This is a genomic window from Paenibacillus sp. 32O-W (assembly GCF_007679495.1).
Lineage (GTDB): Bacteria > Bacillota > Bacilli > Paenibacillales > NBRC-103111 > Paenibacillus_L > Paenibacillus_L residui.
The window spans coordinates 23,985-42,468 of sequence record NZ_VEGP01000049.1 but is presented as its reverse complement, the minus strand read 5'-3'; the positions used below and the strand labels follow the sequence as shown (position 1 = coordinate 42,468).

Here is an 18,484-nt window from a genome sequence, read left to right as displayed (position 1 = left end):
CACGTTTACATCGATAATTTTAACTCAAGCACCCCAAATTGAGCCTCAATCGCCCGGTTTATTCCGAGATCCTATCAATCCCCGTTCCTTCTCTTAAATCGATTACCAGATTATAGGAATGCAACCTTCCTCACCCGCATATACTTATAAAAGCATTGCCGCACGTATATCACTGGTCAAGGAGGGGTTCATGATGAATACGGGATTCATCGGGACCGGCAGTATGGGAAGTTTGCTGATAGAAGCATTCCTTCGCTCGGAAGCGCTGCTGCCTCAGGAAATTACCGCTTTCAACCGTACTTCAGCCAAAGCTGAACAGCTCGCCCAACGTTATCCAGGTCTGCGCATCGCGCGTTCCAATAAAGAGGTTGTACTCGAAAGCGAAATCGTCTTTCTCTGCATTAAACCAATGGAATACAAGAAGGTTATAGATGAAATTCGTGACTTTACCGATCCGTCGCAAATCGTAGTTTCCATAACAAGCCCGGTAATGCTCGGACAATTGGAGCAGCTTCTGAACTGTCAAATCGCCAAGGTAATACCAAGTATTACCAATTTCACCTTGGGCGGAGCGTTACTGTGCATGTTCGGGAAGAGAGTCTCTGCAGCGGGCCGTGACGATTTGCTCACCCTGCTTGCAAATATCGGGCAGCCTATTGAAATTGAAGAGAAGCTCGCCCGCGTCTCTTCCGATATTTCCAGCTGTGGGCCGGCTTTCCTGGCCTATTTTCTCGAGCATTTCATTCGCGCGTCCGTAGAAGAAACCGGAATTAACGAGCAGCAGGCTTCGACACTCACTGCCCAAATGCTCGTCGGTACAGGCAAGCTGTTGACCGAAGGCGGGTTTACTCCCGAGACGCTGCGGCAACGGGTCAGTGTTCCGGGGGGCATTACTGCCGAAGGGCTCCGTTTGATGGAAAAGGAGATGAAGGATACGTTCAATCAGCTTTTTCGCATCACCCACGCAAAATATGATGAAGATGTAGCTAAAGTAGCTTCATTGTTATCCCGGCCTGCCGAACAAGGATAAACGGCTATCGCCGTCCTTAGGACGGGCGCGTTTACCGATGAAATATAAAAAAAGCACCTAACGGAGCCACCTCGAAGATGAATAACCCGGTATTAGAGGAAGCTTTTTATGCCAATTAGAAAGTTTGTTCCATTTTAATGCTTTAATGAACTTAAACTTTCTAATGTGGTAAGAACAAGTATAGATGAAAACTTATACTTTCTTATATTTTGAGAAAAACCTATCGGAGTATTTCAATCTGGATGAGCGACCGCGTTTAGAGAATGTTATTATCGCAAAATAGGATTTGAATTTATTCAGGACGCAATAACTTATAAATTCTATTGTGGTAAAAAAAGCTCCTGATGGAGCCATTTCGAAGATGAATTGGTAAAAAAAGACCATGCCAAGGTTCAGTCAAGCCGAATATCTTTCTCCATCGGCATGACTTCACAGTTGGCACGGTCCTTAGTGGTCCCTGTTAACCGATAACGATGTTGACAAGCTTACCTGGAACGGCAATGACTTTTCTCACCGATTTGCCGGCCATGGCCTCCTTCACTTTATCCGATCCAAGGGCGGCTTCCTGCATCCCCTGTTGATCCAGATTGTTCGGAACGGAAAGCCTGTCGACGATTTTGCCGTTGATCTGTACGACGATCTCCACTTCATTCTCTACGGTCCATTTCTCATCGTAAACGGGCCATGGGACATAAGTGATCGAAGTATCCGTATGACCGAGCTTCTCCCATAATTCTTCCGCAATATGAGGGGCGATTGGAGAGAGCATCTGGACAAAGTTTTCCATGGCTTCCCATGGCAAGCTGTCCGCTTTATAAGCCTCGTTAACAAATATCATCAACTGGCTGATGGCCGTATTAAAACGCAGCGCCTCGTAATCTTCCGTTACCTTCTTGATCGTCTTGTGCCAGGTTCTTCGGAATGAATCGTCTATCTTGGAATCCTCTTTGGTTATTTTCGCATTCAGAGAACCGTCTTCTTGGATGAACAATCTCCACACGCGGTTCAGGAAGCGATATGTTCCTTCCACCCCGTTTTCGCTCCACGGCTTGGTAGCTTCCAGAGGTCCCATGAACATCTCGTACATACGCAGCGTATCCGCGCCGTATTTGCTCACAATGTCATCCGGATTGATAACATTGCCCCTGGACTTGCTCATCTTCTCGTTATTTCCTCCAAGAATCATCCCTTGATTGACCAGCTTCTGGAACGGTTCCTTGGTGGAGACGACGCCCAAATCATAGAGCACTTTATGCCAGAACCTTGCATAGAGAAGATGGAGCACCGCATGCTCCGCCCCTCCGATATATAAATCGACGGGCAGCCATTCCTTCTGCTTGTCAAAGGAACAAAGCTCCTTATCATTATGCGGATCAATGAAGCGCAAGTAGTACCAGCAGCTTCCCGCCCATTGGGGCATGGTATTCGTCTCGCGGCGCGCTTTCATTCCGGTCTCGGGATCTACTGTATTCACCCATTCTTCCACTGCAGCAAGAGGCGACTCCCCGGTCCCGGAAGGTGTGATATGATCGACATCCGGCAGGACCAACGGCAGCTGCTCTTCCGGAACGGCCTTCATAGTGCCGTCCTCGAGGTGCAGAATGGGAATAGGCTCGCCCCAATAACGTTGTCTGCTGAACAACCAATCGCGAAGACGATAGGTAACCTTGCCGGCGCCCTTGCCGTTCTCCTCCAGCCATTGAATCATGGCGGCGATGGCTTCTTCATTACGGAGTCCATCCAGCAGCCCGGAATTGACATGCTCTCCGTCTCCGGTATAGGCTTCCTCCTCCAAATTGCCGCCCTTCACCACTTCGATGATCGGAAGATTATACTGTTTGGCAAATTCGTAGTCCCGTTGGTCATGGCCGGGCACCGCCATAATCGCGCCTGTTCCATAACCGGCAAGCACATAATCGGCAATCCATACCGGCAGTTTCGCCCCGTTGACCGGATTGACCGCATAAGCTCCGGTAAATACTCCCGTCTTTTCTTTGGCCAGGTCCGTTCGTTCCAGATCGCTTTTGCGTTCGGCTTTCTCCTTGTATTCCTTAACGGCCTGTATCTGTTCCTTCGTCGTAATCCGTTCTACCAACGGATGCTCGGGTGCCAGTACACAGTAGGTGGAGCCGAACAAGGTGTCCGGGCGGGTCGTGAATACGACAATCTCCTCTCCGGAGTGGCCATCAACGGCAAAGCGGACTTCCGCTCCTTTGGATTTTCCTATCCAGTTCCGCTGCATATCTTTGATGCTTTCGGCCCAATCGAGCTCTTCCAAATCTTCGAGCAGCCGGTCGGCGTACTCGGTAATTTTCAGAATCCATTGACGCATCGGCTTGCGAATGACCGGATGACCGCCGCGCTCACTCTTTCCGTCGATCACCTCTTCATTGGCCAGAACCGTGCCCAATGCCGGACACCAGTTAACGGGAACCTCGGCCATATAGGCGAGTCCTCGTTTATATAATTGAACAAAAATCCACTGCGTCCATTTATAATAATCCGGATCCGTCGTGCTGATTTCGCGATCCCAGTCATATGAGAATCCGAGAGATTTGATCTGTCGGCGGAAATTGTCAATATTTTTGAACGTTATGTCGCGCGGATGCTGGCCGGTATCCAACGCATGCTGTTCAGCCGGAAGACCGAAGGCGTCCCAGCCCATCGGATGGAGGACGTTGTAGCCGCGCATTCTCTTATAGCGGGAGATAATATCCGTTGCCGTATATCCTTCCGGATGTCCGACATGAAGTCCCGCACCGGACGGATAAGGGAACATATCCAAGGCATAAAATTTCGGTTTATCCGAATCATCCAATACTTTAAACACTTTCTTGCTGTCCCAATACTTCTGCCACTTAGGTTCAATGGCGAGCGGGTTGTACCCGTGCCCCTTAGTTTCGTGAACCATGATTCATCCTCCTTCAACTTTTCGCCGGCCCGGCAAGCTTTTAGCCCGACCCTTTCAGCAAGCATTTTTTAAAAAAAGTACGGTGAATGATTGATTTCTTCGCTGCTTTGTTCACCTGACTCTTGGTTAAATGACCGGAACGGTCAAAGGTCGCATTATTTAACCCCAAGGATAAACGGCTATCGCCGTCCTTTGGACAGGCGCGTTTACCGATGAAATATGAGAAAAACTCCTATCGGAGTATTTCATGGATGAGCGACCGCGTTTAAAGGATGTTTTTATCGCCAATTAGAAAGTTGTTCCATTTTTAATGCTTTAATGAACTTAAACTTTCTAATGTGGTAAGAACAGGTATAAGGTGAAACTTATAATTTCTTATATTTTTACAATTTTCGCGGGGATCCCCGAAACTAAAAAAACCTCCATCGCCAGCATTACGCTAGGGACGAGAGGTTTGATCCCGTGGTACCACCCTAATTAACAGAGCGTCACAGCACTCCGTTCACTCGAAGCCCTTAACGCGGGATTAGACGGTCGGGCTAGCTTGCCCGGTTAATAACTTGGCATTCATCTGCCAATAACCGCTGCACCTTCACCCTTCAAGCTCCGAGGCGAGTTCGCTGTTCGCGCTGCCGGCTTCCACCTGTTCTCCGGCTCTCTGCTAAACGCTCTGCAATGCTACTACTCCTCTTCATAGCCAATATTATGAAGAAATTATAATGAAAACTATGTGTTCTGTCAAGGGAGCGGGAGTGCGGACAGGCCCCACCTACTTATTTACGGGCAACAAAAAAGGCTCTCTCCGTCTCCGGGGTAACTTTATCCCATGTAAAATCAGCAAAGCATTCTACCGTGGAAAAGCCGGATTTGCCAAGCAATTGCGTTATCTGCTCCAGCGGATAAGCCCTTTGGACATGCGTTTCGTCCACCCGCACGTAACGGCGTCCGGCCGGACCGCCTGCCGTTTCTTCACGGACGAAGATGGAGAGCTCATGCTCCAGCTCACAAAGCTCTTCGTCCAGATGACAGGTCCAGATATAGGCTATATCCTCTTCATCCAGCACAAAAGGCTGATGCTCCGCATAATTTTGCAGCTGATAAGGGGTATGCACGTCAAACAGGAACAAACCTCCCGGATTCAGCCCTTGGCAGGTTTGCCGGAAGGCTTCCTCAAGGCTTTCAGGTTCAAGCAAATAATTGAAACAGTCGCAGAAAGAAATAACGGCATCCACCGCCTCCGGCAGCTCCCATTCCCGCATGTCCTGTTGAACCCAGCGAAGAGAGCCTTCCGTTCCGTAGAGTGTTTCGCTCTTGCTTCTTGCAATAGCCAGCATGTCCTCCGACAAGTCGATCCCGGTCACATGAAACCCTTGCCGGGCCAACGGAATCGCCAGATTGCCGGTACCGCATCCGAGATCGACGACCGTAACCGGAGTGCCGTAGCGTTCCCAGCACTGCTTCGCAAAGCGAAGCCAATCCGCGTAAGGCATGTCCTCCATCAGCCGATCATAATAATAGGCGAATTGTTCGTAAGCCAAGGCCTTCCCCTCTCTTTCCAAAGCCGGACCCTACACTACTCCATTTTATCGTTCAATGCTCTAGGGAGTATTCCGCTCGCCCAAAATCCTCCATAAACCCCGAGTCTTAACATTGCGTATTCCCTGGACTCGGAACTTCTGAACCGGCGAGCTATTTAGGGGCCTTATCCTGCAAATAGGTCCAGTTTTCCTGCTGCACGATAAGCCCGTCCTTCATCAGCTTGCCCAGCGCTCTCTTGAAAGCGGCCTTGCTCATGCTGAATTTCGAGCTGATAATATCCGCGGGGGTCTGATCCGAATAAGGCATCGCCCCGTTAGGCCTCTCTTGCAAATAGGCAAGAATAACGTCAGCGTCTTCCGTACGGCTTTGCTCTTTCGGCAGGCGCATGGACAGATTAACCCGGCCATCCTCCCGGACATGAATAACCCGTACCTCCACGGATTCGCCCACTCTGAGCAGACGGGTTCTTTCCTTGGAATGAATAAGCCCGATAACCCCGAATCCGAGCACCCCGCCCTCTACTATGACGAAGGTTCCCATTTGCAAAGGCTTATAAACCCTTGCCGTCATCCATTCATTCTTCCACGATTCCGGTGCCCGGACAGCCAGCGGCGACAGCTCCTTCTCCCCGGCCAGTTTGGCCATAAGACGGCCTTGCCGGTCGTGGGCCATAGTTACAAACACCCGATCACCCACCTGCGGGCGCAGCTCCTTCAGCTCCGGAAGCTCGCGATAGGGAAGCAGAAGCTGTCTGCCGATCCCCATATCCAGAAACAGCCCGAATCTCGGATGCGCATCGGCCACTTCGAGCAGGGCGACCTCTCCAAGCCGGAGGAGCGGCTTCTTCATTGTAGCCGCCAGACGATCCTCGGTATCGTAATACAGGAACACTTCTACCATCTGCCCCGGTTCGATGTTTCCTTCCTTCTCCGTGTAGTGCAGAAGGATATCCCGGCTGCCGTCTGTCAGAAAGAAGCCGTAAGGGGAAACTTCCCTGGCTACTTGCAGCTTAACGACCGTTCCCGCCTGCAGATTCATACGGTCTCCACAACTTTCGCATCGGACCAGATCCGCTCAATGTTGTAATACTCCCTGTCTTCCCTATGGAATACATGAACGACGATATCCCCCAGATCGATAAGCACCCACCGGGCGTTATCCAACCCTTCTACTCCGCGTACCGTCCATTTTTGTTCATCCGCTTTTTTGCGGATGGAGGTGACAATCGCCTGGACCTGGGTTTCCGAATTTCCATGGCAAATTACAAAATAATCGGCGATCAACGATATTCCGCGCAAATCCAAAACGACCGGATCGTACGCTTTTTTATCCTCGGCCGCCTGGATAACCATTGACAGCATTTGTTCATTCATTCGATTTATGACCTCCCAACGCCCGGAAATACGGTGGCGGATCGAATCCTTCGCTAAGCCGGGACTTCTGAAAATCCGCCGCCGTACCCCAGAAATTAGTATGCGTAATATTTATAAAAAAAGCTTCTAACGAAGCCTCTTCGAAGACGAATAACCCGGTTTTAAAGGTAGCTTTTTATGCCAATTAGAAAGTTTGTTCCATTTTAATGCTTTAATGAACTTAAACTTTCTAATGTGGTAAAAAAGGGCCTGTTTTAACCTGACCGCTGAACCAGCTCGTCAATCAGCGAGTTTCGGGCCATGATGGTCATAGGATAAACCTTCTGTCCCTTCTGCAGCAAGAAGGAAATTGTTGAATCGAAGCCCGCAATCAGTGCTCTCTCCAGGCTCAATTCAGCCAATGACCTTATTTGTTCTACTCCCGGAAAATCCCTTCCCGGCTCAATGTAATCGGCCAAACAAACGATTTTGTCCAACAGGGTCATACCGGGACGGCCGGACGTATGGTAACGGATCGCATCCAGGATTTCCTTATCGTTAATGCCAAGCTCCTGTTCAGCCACCCAGGCCCCCGCCGGTGCATGCCACAGAGGTTTGTCATATTGGAGAAGATCGTCAGCAAGCCCGGCCTGCTCAATGACCTTCTTCTGCTGCTCAATCGGCCAATATTTACAATAATCATGGAGAAGCGCAGCCAAATCCGCTTTGACCGGATCCGCGCCGAATCGGCCGGCCAGCTCGACCGAGGTCTCCATAACCCCCTGAGTATGCAGCCATCTTTGCTCCGGCATCTGCTCCCGTACAAGGTCGATCAGTCGTTCACGATCCATAAATACCACTCCTTTCGATATATAGTCGGACTGAATCTGGAACTCTATAGCGAATAGAGCGTCCGTTCCGTATGCGCTCGCGTATGTCGGTGGAGGAAATCTCCATAGCCGGCATAGTCATCAGCTTGATTCGGCTGCGCAAATGGGACGGCAGCGCTTCAAGGTCGATATCGAAGCCCGGGCGCCCGACCCCAAGGAACGTGACCATTTCGGAGAGCTTCTCAATTTGATGCCACTTGGGCAGATACATTACCATATCCGCGCCGATAATATAATGGAAACGATGATCGGGATAAAGCTGCTGCAGCCTCGTAACCGTATCGTACGTATAGGACGTTCCGCCTCTGGTTAATTCCACATCCACGGCTCTATAAGAAGGATGAGAATCGATCGCAAGACGGACCATTTCCAATCGCTGATCCGGTGAAGCCAATGGAGTATTAGGCTTATGGGGAGGGATGTTGGCAGGCATGAACCAGACCTCGTCCAGCCCCGCTTCCTCAAGCGCCGTCTCCGCGGCGACCAAATGGCCGGTATGAATGGGATCGAAAGTTCCCCCCATGATTCCGATTAACACATCTCCACCCCATCCCATGAAAAAAAGTAAATCATTACATCTGAAAAGCTCTTCATGTTCCGAATTTATTTATCCCGATGTTTGTATTATCGGGTTAAGACCCCCACCTCTATAGGTGGGCTCTAAATCAGGTGGAGTAGAGTCTCCATCTGATTACTCGATGTTCAGCTAAGCTGAACGAGTTCACTCCAGCTCGATGGACTTGTTTTCCTTCGATTCTTTATACAGGACCACGATTTTTCCGATCTTCTGAACGAGCTCCGCACCCGATTGTTCCGCCAGCTCGCGGGCGACCTCCTCCCGGTCCTCCAAACAGTTGTTCAGAATCGTCACTTTGATCAATTCCCTGGCTTCCAGCGCCTCCTGAATGTGAGTGATCAAGTGATCGTTGACACCGCCTTTGCCTACTTGGAAAATAGGATTCAGATGGTGTGCCAGAGAGCGTAAATATCTCTTTTGTTTACCTGTCAACATATACGTTTTCCTCAATTCTTATAGTTTAGCCATAGAAATCAGACTCAATTTCGTTTAGCCTCAAGATCATTCCGGAGAGAGCGACCGTTGGACAACCGCGCGCATAGCTTCTACCGGGGCAGGTTGTCCGGTCCAATATTCAAAAGCGTAGGCTCCTTGATAAATGAACATTCCAAGCCCGCCATGAACCGATGCGCCTCTCGCTTTGGCTTCCCTTAACAGCCGGGTCTCCAAAGGATTGTACACAATATCGCTGACGAGAAGCCCCGGGTGAATGAGCTCCGGTTCGATCGGAATATCCTCCACTTTCGGATGCATCCCGACCTTTGTAGTATGGACAAGAAGCTCAGCCTCATGAATCCGCGATTTTACCGCGTCCAGGCCGATGCCTTCCGACCGGGTAAATTCGTCCAGATAGGACGCCAATTCCTCCGCCTTGGAGACGGTCCGGTTGGCAACGATAATCCGTGACGCCCCTTCCTTGGCCAGGGCGTAACCAATTCCCCGGGCCGCGCCGCCTGCCCCCAGCAGGATGACGGTTTTCCCCTGTATATCGAATCCCGCTTCCTCTTTCAATGACCGAACATAACCGATTCCATCCGTATTATAGCCCTTTAACTTCCCCTCGGCGTTGACAATCGTATTAACCGCTCCGATGGCCCGCGCATGCTCGTCAATTTCATCCAAATAATCGATCACTTCCAATTTATGGGGAATAGTGACATTCACCCCGACGAAGCCTAGTGCCCGTATTCCTCGGACCGCATCCTGCAAAATTCCGGGCCGGATGTGAAAAGCGGCATAAGCCGCGTTGATTCCAGCCACTTCGAAGGCCCGGTTCAGCATGAGCGGCGATTTGGAATGGGCTACCGGATCGCCGAATACCCCGTACATGACGGTGGCCGTATCGATTCCTCCTGTCCCGACAACGGCTGACATGAAGATTTCTCCTCCCATTATGTTCTATATTAAACTGTCTCGTACCGCAATTTTAACGCCCTTGGGAGCGTGAATGACCAGTTCCGCACCTTCCGGGCTGTTGATCTTGATCCATCCCAAACCGGAAATCAGAACGTCGGATTGCTGGCCCTTGCGGATGGAAACCGGGTGCTTGGCCAGAGGCGGGATCTGCTCCAGTTGTTCCTTGGTCGGAGGCTTCAGAAGCTCTCCTCTATGATTATTATACAGCTCATCCGCCCGCTCCAGCTTCGTCCGATGAACCGGCAGCGAGTTCGAAAAGAAGCAGGTAAAGGACTGGCGCGGACCTTTGGCAAAATCGAAGCGGGCAAAGCCGCCGATAAACAATGTCTGCTTCTCGTTCAATTGGTAAACGGCCGGTTTAATGGTCTTATCCGGCAGCAGGACCGGCAGAACCGGCTTGGGCACCACTTCCGTAAGCCTATAACTGTAGACGATTCCCGGGGTATCGATGATCGACTTCCCGTCATCCAGAGGGATGCGGACCAGATCAAGAGTCGTCCCCGGATACTGCGAGGTGGTCAACTCCGATTCCAGATCGCTGTAATCCCGGATGAGACGGTTAATGAGCGTCGATTTCCCCGCATTCGTCGCCCCCACTACATAAACATCGCGCCCTTTACGGTACTCTCCCAGCTTCTCCAGCAGCCGGTCGAATCCGATATTTTTCTTGGCGCTGCAAAGAACGACGTCGACGACCTTCAATCCGCTCTCCTTCGCCTGCTTGCGAATCCAGTTCAAAATCCGGTTCCAATTCGTCACCTTCGGAAGCAAGTCCATTTTATTGACCACAAGCAGTATGGGATTATTTCCGACAAAACGCTGGAGCCCGCTGATCAGGCTTCCCTCAAAATCAAACAAATCAACGATGTGGATCACAAGGCTGTTCGTCTCTCCAACATGGGAAAGCATCTTCAGGAAATCATCCTGATTCGGAGTGACGGATGATATTTCATTATAGTGCTTAATGCGATAGCAGCGCTGGCAAATAACCGGCACCTTCAATAAGGCCTGCTCGGGGACATATCCCAACCTGGACGGGTCATCTGTCTGAAGCTCTATCCCGCAGCCTTCGCATTGCAGCAAATCTTCTTCCATAGGTTCCTCCTGAATGTAGTGTCGTGTATAGTCAAAGTTCTTTACATTTGATTTACGTTGCCAGGTTTGGATTTCCATCGCCAAGAAATATTCAGCACCTGATGATCGATCCAAATTACTTATATTAAAGCATTTCAATCAAGCAGCTTTATTTTTTCATTAAAGCTCTGGCCGCCTTCTCCAGTCTTCGGTTAATGCGGGTAAAAAACCCTTCATCGACCAATGAGATAGGCTGAACCAGAATCGTGTACAGCCCCATCCGGTTGCCGCCCAGCACATCCGTAAGCATCTGATCCCCCAGAACAGCTATTTGCTCCGGCTTAAGCCCCATCCATTCCATCGCCTTGCTGAACGATTGGACCGATGGCTTGCGGGCGTTATGGATATAGGGGACATTCAGCGGCTTGGCGAATGTAGATACTCTCGTTTCGTTATTATTGGATACGATGACGACTTTAAACCCGAGGGATTGCAAGTGGTCCAGCCACTTGACCAGCTCGGGAGTGGCTAGAGGAACTCTGGCTCCGACCAGCGTATTATCCAAATCCGTAATAATGCCGCGTATTCCTTCGTTCCACAGTTCATCCAGGGCAAGGTCATAGATAGAATTCACCTGGCGCCTGGGAATTAATTTGTTTAACAACCGGTTCACCCCAGTTTTTTCCCTTATCGATACAAAAAACTATACCATAATTCGGCTTTTTTGCAAAAAAGACTTTAGAGGAACTAAGCCGGGATTGGGCATTTTAATATTAATCTGAAATGCAAGGAGCTGAATAGTTGTGCCGATCCGAACAATCAACGGGAACAAGATGCACTTTCATGTTTCCGGGAAGGGAGATCCTATCCTCTTCATCCATCCTCCTCTTCTGACGAGCGCCAACTTTAATTATCAGAAAGCGGATTTATCCAACGATTATCAGGTCGTCACCTTCGACATCCGCGGCCATGGAAAAAGCGAGCCGTCGCGAGTACCGCTCGATTATACTCTGATCGTGGAAGATATTAAGCAGCTGATGGATGAGCTTAAAATAAAAAAAGCCTACCTATGCGGGTATTCTACCGGAGGCTCCATCGTATTGGAGGCCATGCTGACTTATCCGGAAAGAATTATGGGCGGAATTCTGATCAGCGCCATGTCCGAGGTAAGCGATTGGAAGCTCCGCAGCAAAATCCGGTTAGGGCAATGGCTAACCCGGTTCAAGGCCAAACCGGTCATGAATGCCTCGGTATGTGCCGGCAATTCGGACAGTCTGCTTACTTTTCGCAATTTATCCAGAACCGCGCGCGAAGGCTCTGTTCAGGACTGGATGAATTACTACCGATACAGTCTGAAGTACAATTGCACCGAGTGGCTGCAGACGATTTACGCCCCTGTCCTGTTGATTTATGGAACCAAGGATAAAAGCTTCTTCCGCTATGCTTCAATGCTTCATCATAAGCTGCCTAATTCACGGTTATTCTTTGTTAAAGGGGTCCGACACCAAATTCCGACGAAAGCCCCCGTGGCGATGAATGATCTAATCCGTTACTGGATTGAGGATTTAAAAAATAGGGAAAAGGCCGCATCCGACGACTTGGATCGCAAGCCGGTATGGATGGATGCGGAAATCCCCGCCCCCGATTTTGAACATTTTCCTCATTAATACGAATAGAGCCGGTCCGGGCGGATAACGGCGAAATAGGCCGCCGCCCTTAATGGATGTCTTTCTTCTTGAACTGCCCGCCCTGAACATCGTGAATGTTGCCAATCGCTAAGAAAGCGTTGGAATCCCACTCCTCGACAATCGATTTTAATTTTGCTTCTTCCAGTCGGGTGATGATGCAGAAGACGACTTTCTTATCCTCACCGCTGAAGCCGCCTTCTCCGTTCAGATAGGTAACTCCGCGGCCCAAACGGTTCAGCAGTGCCTTGCCGATTTGCTCGTATTTGTCGCTGATGATCCATACCGCCTTCGATTCATCGAAGCCTTCGATGACGATATCGATCATTTTGAAAGCAATAAAATAAGCAATCAAAGAATACATCGCCTGATTCCAGCCAAATACGAAGCCCGCACTGCCCAGAATGAAAATATTGAAGAACATAACAATTTCGCCTACGGAGAACGGGCTTTTCTCATTGAACAAAATAGCAATAATTTCCGTCCCGTCCAACGATCCTCCAGCCCGGATGACCATTCCTACACCCACGCCCACAATAATGCCCCCGAATACGGAAGCGAGCAGCGGATCGTCCGTGAACGGATCGGAATTGTGCAGCAGGAAGGTTCCCACCGACATGAGAATAACCGCAAACAAAGTGGAGATGGCAAACGTTTTTCCTATTTTTTTATACCCTATGTACAAAAACGGGAGATTGAACAGCAGGAGAAAAATCCCTACAGGCAAATTGGTGAGATGTGAAGTAATGATCGATATGCCAGTAATGCCCCCATCAATAATCTTGTTTGGTACCAGGAACATTTCCAGCCCGACCGACACAAAACCGGCCCCAAGCAAGATGAAAAACGCTCGCTTGACAAGTTTAATGGCTGTCAGCCGGGCATGTGACTCTATAGACTCTTCCGGATGATTCATACGGTTTCCCCCTTTAATGACTTTTCCTACAGTATATTATTGTATACTAAAACCTTTTTCTTCCGAAGATTTTTTTTGCATATGGGTCGGAATATTTGTTACTCTAACCCATCATCATCTCCAAATTGGATTATATTATCCGGCGACCCGGAAAAGGAGCAATCCCGGGAATTGTGTAATCATTATCCCCTTTGGATTGCTCCAATAAGTACCTGGACCTATTCGGATGAAGTGAACTACCCACCACTTAAAACCTTACGGTTTTTGAAGTGGAGGCTTCTCGACTTATCGTTGCTTTTAGTAGCCAACGAAAACTGACCGAGCTATCCCTCTCGTTCCAAGAGTTCTTTTTGCTATACCAACGCTAATAAGCGTAATCCTTCACGTTTGATGTTGATAGAAGCGTTCCAATCTCTGTCTGCCACAAAACCACAATCACAGTGGAATTTACGCTCAGAAAGAGATAGAGACTCTTTTACTTGACCACAACATGAGCAAGTTTTGGATGATGGAAACCATTTATCTATTTTGATAAGCTTTTTCCCTTTCTCTTCTAACTTGTATTGGAGAAATGTTGTGAACTTGCCCCAGGCATGATCAGCAACGCTTTTCCCGAAATGGAGTGCTTGTGACATTCCTTTCATGTTGAGGTCTTCGATAACCACGCAGTCATACAGTTTCACTAATTTGTGCGATTCCTTATGTAGAAAGTCCTTTCGTTGGTTCGCTATTTTTTCATGTAGCTTCGCTACTTTCAGACGTTGTTTGTGCCAACGACTAGAGCCTTTCTTTCTTCGTGATAAAATACGCTGTTCCTTCGCTAATTTTTCCAAGGCTTGGCGATAGAAACGAGGGTAATTGGCTGTCTCACCTTCTTCACTATCGACAAATAAGCCATTCATGGAAAAATCTAAGCCAACGCTCGTCTGCACTTCTTTTTGTACAGGTTGATGTTCGTATTCAGTGAGAATAGAAACATAGTATTTTCCTGTTTTTGTTCGAGAAACCGTACAAGACTTGATCCTATGAAGCGACGGAATTTCCCGATGTTTCTTCATTTTCACAAGTTTCAGTTTCGGCAATTGGATATAGCCATCCAAAAGCATAATGTTTCCGTTTACCACATTGGTTGTGTAGGATTGTCCTGCCTTACGGTTTTTGAACTTCGGACATTCAGCACGACCAGAGAAGAAGTTTTTGTATGCCTTCTGCAAATTCAGTTGGGCGTTCGCCAATGCGAGACTATCTACTTCTTTGAGCCATGCAAACTCCTCCTTATACTTGGCAGGAGTAGGAAACTTTTGTTTCTTTAGCGCTTCTTTGTCACCCTTGAATTGTTCATATGTATCACGCCGTTCAGCTAACATTTTGTTGTAGACGAAACGAACACAACCGAAGGTTTTGGCAAGGAGTTTCTCTTGTTCTTGCGTGGGATACAGACGGAACTTATAGGCTTTGTTTGCCATATCGAATCACCTCATTTCTAAACAGAATATATGTTCTAATTTTATTGTAATATATTCCAGATGAATAGACAACTTTAGGCTACGCCTAACCGATATTCATCTCCCACTTTCACTGGGGCTGACGCACCTTCACGTTTAGAAGTGGGAGACTTCTTTCGGAGGAAGGTTAAACGATTTCCTTTAATTTCTTGACGAGTGCAACGGTTTGTTCGTACTCCTCCCGGGTAATCGGCGACCCGCTGTATTTGGCCTTCTCGAACAACCCCAACAGCTTCAGCATATCACCGGATGCCCACACCTGCTGATTCGCCCAACGCTGAATCGTCTCCCGCGCCGTTTCATAATCATGTGCGCGCCGTCCCTTGCGCTTGGCATGCCGGATAAACCGATTGTATTCAACGATAATCTGCTGCCGCAAGCCCGATGCGGGCAGTTCCCTGAATACGATCCGCCGGATTCGGGTCCTTCCCCAGCGGGTCATTCCGACGGCTGCGGCTGCAAGCAGGAGACCGGCGGCCGCTATCCATCCAATCAGCACCTGCGTCCCGCGGTTGCCGAACGGCTCGTCAGCTGGTACATCCTCTGATTCGGGCAACGATTCCGGAGCCTCGTCAAGTTCGGGCTGAGGATTGTCTTCGCCGGAGGGCTGCGCAAGAACGGGCAGGGCGAAACCGGCAGTCGGCTCGAATGGAATCCAGCCATAGCCTTCAAAATAAACCTCCACCCACGAATGCGCGTCTGAGTTGCGAACCGTGTATAAGCCGGCTCCATTCGGATCCATCTCTTCGTATGGATTCAAGCCAATATTTTCGTCAAAGGAAAGACTCCCCGGCGCAAAACCTTTCACCCAACGGGCAGGCATCCCTATTGAGCGGGTCATGACCACCATCGCAGACGAGAAATAATCACAGTAGCCTTCCTGTATTTCAAATAAAAACCGATCGACGAAATCCATCGAATCCGAACCGTTAGAGTTGGGATTGTTCGTATATTTGAAATTCGTCTGCAGGTAACGCTCAATAGCTTTAACCTGGTCATAAGCCGTTGCTTCGTCTTTCGTGATCTCCTGGGCCAGTCCGCGGACACGGTCCGGCACGGAATCCGGAAGCTGCAAGTATTCCGCCATCTCTCCGGGGTTCACCGGCCGGTGCGCATTGCGAAGCTCTCCCTCCCGGACAATTGGGACTTGGGATACAAGAGTATAAGTCGTGGGATAAGGCCGCGAGGGCCTCTCTGTCCAACGAAGCTCGGAGGATCGTTCCATCCATAGCAGCCGCTCAAAGCCCGGCTCGGCCATCACTTCATCCGCCTGCTGTATGGCATATGCCCCGAACAGAACCGGATAGGTATCCTCTCTAAGCATCGTGACGGTCTGCCTCACTTCCACCGTTTCAGTCAAGGAATCCTTGAATCGCGGGTAGCTTCGCAGCGTCCGGGAGGGACGAACCTCGGAGGACGGCCCGAGCTTCTCCGCAGCGCTCTGTTCCCAGCCGCTTCCGGTATATACGGAACGAACTTCCCCTCGCCAGTAGCTTCGATGAGTCGTTTCCACGGTCATGACCGGGCTGTAATCGAAATTAAAGCCGCCTCCCAATTGATCGTCGTTCCGGCCATATCCGGAGGAGGCATCCAGGTCGTTCAAGATTGAGCTGAAGCCTTTACCATTGAAGGAAACCTGCTCGCCTTTCCAATTTTTCCACAGTGTGTAAGGATCCGTCAGAATATTGCTGACGTTGGGCGCGAACACTCCCGGGACGATAGTGAACACCAGCAGCAGCACAATCGGAATTCCGACGGTGGCCGGATAATCCGCCAGGTAAGCCCAGCCAATCGGGTTCCTCCGCCTTAGTTCAATAAAATGACGGATAATCAATAAGCACAGGCCGCACGCTATAACTACCGCTACTTGTTTCCATAAATAGATTTGGCTAAACGAATCGCGGACGGCCATCGCCATGATGCTTATAAACATTAACAAATAGATCCGCCACCGTACCTGAACCCAGTATATCGTTGTAATATATATAATCCAGGTGCCTAAGGTGAACCAGATAAAAGGATGGGGGTGGCCGAGAAAATCCCACAGCTGTTCCTGAAAGGAAGACTCCCTGATAGCTGCAGGGGTATAATCGACAGCGACATAGGTATAGATAGCTACCGCAGCCGCCTGCAGCCAAAAACGGTAGCCGCCCGCCCTGTATAGAAGGATTTCCAGCACACCGACAATGACAAGTGTGGTCTTAATATAGAGTACCGTCTCCGGAAGCCATACATATTCCTCCTGAGCCAGCCAGATGACGAATTGCAGCAGGAAAATCCCGGACAGAAACACAGTCAGTCTATGCGCCCAATCGTTCAGCAGAAGTGTGATGAACCGATTTTGTCCCTGTCTCATCGCACATTTCCCCCTAACACATAGGGAAGCTCCTGCAGGGTATGAACCGAATAACCCAATATACCTTTTGCCTTCAGAAGCTTCATCCAGTTATCTCCGGTTCCCCGGCCTTCTCCACTAATACAAAGATGACACGGATTCAACTGACGGAGCTTCATCCAGCCAAGACTTTGAGCCATCGGTTCTCCCTGCAAGGGCGAAATGACCAAGGCGAATGTCCCTGCCGGCAAGTGGATGGAATGTTCGTGAATGACCTGCTGAAGGGAACGGGGAGCATTGGCCTCCACTTCAACCAAATGATCGAGCATCGGATTATGCCCTGCGGACGAATGTCCCGGCGGAATGTACTGATGAGTCAATAGACCAGCCAATAGTCCGTTCCTGGAGGCATAATCCAATAACGAAGCGGCTACCGACACAGCCAGCTCAAACTGATCGGAGGAGGAATAATGATCGGGATGACAATCCAAAATTATGATCGTCTTCGGAAGAGATTCCTTCTCAAACTCCTTCGATTTGAGCGTCCCTGTCTTGGCTGTCGCATTCCAGTGAATACGGGATAACCGGTCTCCGTAGTTATACTCCCGGACACCGTTGATCTGTGTCGTTTCCCGGACCGCCCGGGTCGTCATGGAATGAAAATGATTGCCTCTGAACATGAAGTGGAGCTGGCTCCATTCCTTGATCGCGACTATTTTCGGATAGACTTTGAAGCTGTAAGGAAGATGAATGACTCCCGTATGCTGGAAGATTCCAAAAATATCCTCGGTAGAGCACTCCGTCATTCCAAATTGATAAACCCCGCGGCGAAGAGGCGCTGTCCTGTACTCCACAACTCCCCTCCTGCCCCAATCCGGAACCAGCGATGCTTCAAACCGCTGCTCTCCGCCGTTCTTGCGGCTAATCCGGTCTTTAATAAACACATACGGAATCGGCCAGAAGCCGGGTATTTGCACTTGAAGATGAATGGTAACGGAAGTCCCCGCCACGAGCTTGCCGTCTTGTTCCATAAGCAGAGTACGGCTTCCCGTCGTCTTCTTAATTCCGCTCCATCTGCCCATAATCAGATAGACCGTCAGAATAAAAACGATGATAAACAGCATAAAGGCCAGCTTGCCGCCCTGAAACAGGAGGAAAAATAACGAACATATGAAAACGGCGAGGACAATACCCAAGCGGATTGGAAAGCTGGCGAATTTCGACCCGATATTGCTGTAATATTCGTTCATTGGA

General features: G+C 49.5%; 16 protein-coding genes and 1 other annotated feature. Of the genes, 2 read left to right on the top strand and 14 right to left on the bottom strand.

The window, feature by feature from the left end:
- Window positions 1-193 precede the first annotated feature (193 nt).
- Window positions 194-1,030, top strand: coding sequence for a late competence protein ComER (gene comER / locus FS806_RS17840; protein ID WP_144939345.1), 837 nt, complete (start codon window positions 194-196; stop codon window positions 1,028-1,030).
- 460 nt (window positions 1,031-1,490) lie between these two features.
- Here comER and leuS read toward each other — a convergent pair whose 3' ends face one another.
- The 10 genes from leuS to FS806_RS17790 form a co-directional block, all read right to left on the bottom strand.
- A complete protein-coding gene (gene leuS / locus FS806_RS17835) occupies window positions 1,491-3,941 on the bottom strand; it encodes a leucine--tRNA ligase (protein ID WP_144939335.1) in 2,451 nt (816 codons plus the stop codon).
- Window positions 3,942-4,379: 438 nt separating this feature from the next.
- Window positions 4,380-4,645: a binding site (T-box leader), on the bottom strand.
- A 69-nt stretch (window positions 4,646-4,714) separates the two neighbouring features.
- Window positions 4,715-5,440 carry a class I SAM-dependent DNA methyltransferase gene (locus FS806_RS17830; protein WP_144939343.1) on the bottom strand — a complete coding sequence of 242 codons (726 nt, stop codon included), beginning with the start codon at window positions 5,438-5,440 and terminating at the stop codon, window positions 4,715-4,717.
- Between the two features lie 190 nt (window positions 5,441-5,630).
- Window positions 5,631-6,518, bottom strand: coding sequence for a CvfB family protein (locus FS806_RS17825; protein WP_144939333.1), 888 nt, complete (start codon window positions 6,516-6,518; stop codon window positions 5,631-5,633).
- Entirely contained in the window at window positions 6,515-6,853 is a 339-nt protein-coding gene (gene rsfS, locus FS806_RS17820; protein ID WP_144939331.1) for a ribosome silencing factor, read from the bottom strand. The genes FS806_RS17825 and rsfS overlap by 4 nt, the downstream gene beginning before the upstream one ends.
- 254 nt (window positions 6,854-7,107) lie before the next feature.
- The gene (gene yqeK, locus FS806_RS17815; protein WP_144939329.1) at window positions 7,108-7,683 is read right to left on the bottom strand and encodes a bis(5'-nucleosyl)-tetraphosphatase (symmetrical) YqeK; all 576 of its coding nucleotides are present in this window, start codon (window positions 7,681-7,683) and stop codon (window positions 7,108-7,110) included.
- Window positions 7,673-8,260, bottom strand: a complete 588-nt coding sequence (locus FS806_RS17810) for a nicotinate-nucleotide adenylyltransferase (RefSeq protein WP_144939327.1) — start codon at window positions 8,258-8,260, stop codon at window positions 7,673-7,675. Before FS806_RS17810 ends, yqeK begins: the two co-directional genes overlap by 11 nt.
- Window positions 8,261-8,443: 183 nt before the next feature.
- Window positions 8,444-8,734 (bottom strand): ribosome assembly RNA-binding protein YhbY, encoded by a 291-nt coding sequence (gene yhbY / locus FS806_RS17805; protein ID WP_144939325.1) that lies wholly within the window; start codon window positions 8,732-8,734, stop codon window positions 8,444-8,446.
- Between the two features lie 66 nt (window positions 8,735-8,800).
- Window positions 8,801-9,673: a shikimate dehydrogenase gene (locus FS806_RS17800; RefSeq protein WP_144939323.1), complete on the bottom strand. Its 873-nt coding sequence runs from the start codon at window positions 9,671-9,673 to the stop codon at window positions 8,801-8,803.
- Window positions 9,674-9,697: 24 nt separating this feature from the next.
- Complete coding sequence (gene yqeH / locus FS806_RS17795; protein WP_144939321.1) at window positions 9,698-10,810, bottom strand: ribosome biogenesis GTPase YqeH; 1,113 nt, start codon at window positions 10,808-10,810, stop codon at window positions 9,698-9,700.
- Between the two features lie 148 nt (window positions 10,811-10,958).
- Window positions 10,959-11,453, bottom strand: a complete 495-nt coding sequence (locus tag FS806_RS17790; RefSeq protein WP_144939319.1) for a YqeG family HAD IIIA-type phosphatase — start codon at window positions 11,451-11,453, stop codon at window positions 10,959-10,961.
- A gap of 139 nt (window positions 11,454-11,592) precedes the next feature.
- Here FS806_RS17790 and FS806_RS17785 point away from each other — a divergent pair, with 139 nt between their 5' ends.
- Window positions 11,593-12,456, top strand: coding sequence for an alpha/beta fold hydrolase (locus tag FS806_RS17785; protein WP_225312498.1), 864 nt, complete (start codon window positions 11,593-11,595; stop codon window positions 12,454-12,456).
- A 49-nt stretch (window positions 12,457-12,505) separates the two neighbouring features.
- Here FS806_RS17785 and FS806_RS17780 read toward each other — a convergent pair whose 3' ends face one another.
- From FS806_RS17780 to FS806_RS17765, 4 genes are all read right to left on the bottom strand, one after another.
- The gene (locus FS806_RS17780) at window positions 12,506-13,390 is read right to left on the bottom strand and encodes a YitT family protein (protein ID WP_144939317.1); all 885 of its coding nucleotides are present in this window, start codon (window positions 13,388-13,390) and stop codon (window positions 12,506-12,508) included.
- A 353-nt stretch (window positions 13,391-13,743) separates the two neighbouring features.
- Window positions 13,744-14,856 carry an RNA-guided endonuclease TnpB family protein gene (locus FS806_RS17775; RefSeq protein WP_144939315.1) on the bottom strand — a complete coding sequence of 371 codons (1,113 nt, stop codon included), beginning with the start codon at window positions 14,854-14,856 and terminating at the stop codon, window positions 13,744-13,746.
- Window positions 14,857-15,022: 166 nt separating this feature from the next.
- Window positions 15,023-17,251 carry a transglutaminase TgpA family protein gene (locus FS806_RS17770; protein ID WP_144939314.1) on the bottom strand — a complete coding sequence of 743 codons (2,229 nt, stop codon included), beginning with the start codon at window positions 17,249-17,251 and terminating at the stop codon, window positions 15,023-15,025.
- The gene (locus FS806_RS17765) at window positions 17,248-18,480 is read right to left on the bottom strand and encodes a DUF58 domain-containing protein (RefSeq protein WP_144939312.1); all 1,233 of its coding nucleotides are present in this window, start codon (window positions 18,478-18,480) and stop codon (window positions 17,248-17,250) included. Before FS806_RS17765 ends, FS806_RS17770 begins: the two co-directional genes overlap by 4 nt.
- Window positions 18,481-18,484: the final 4 nt, after the last annotated feature.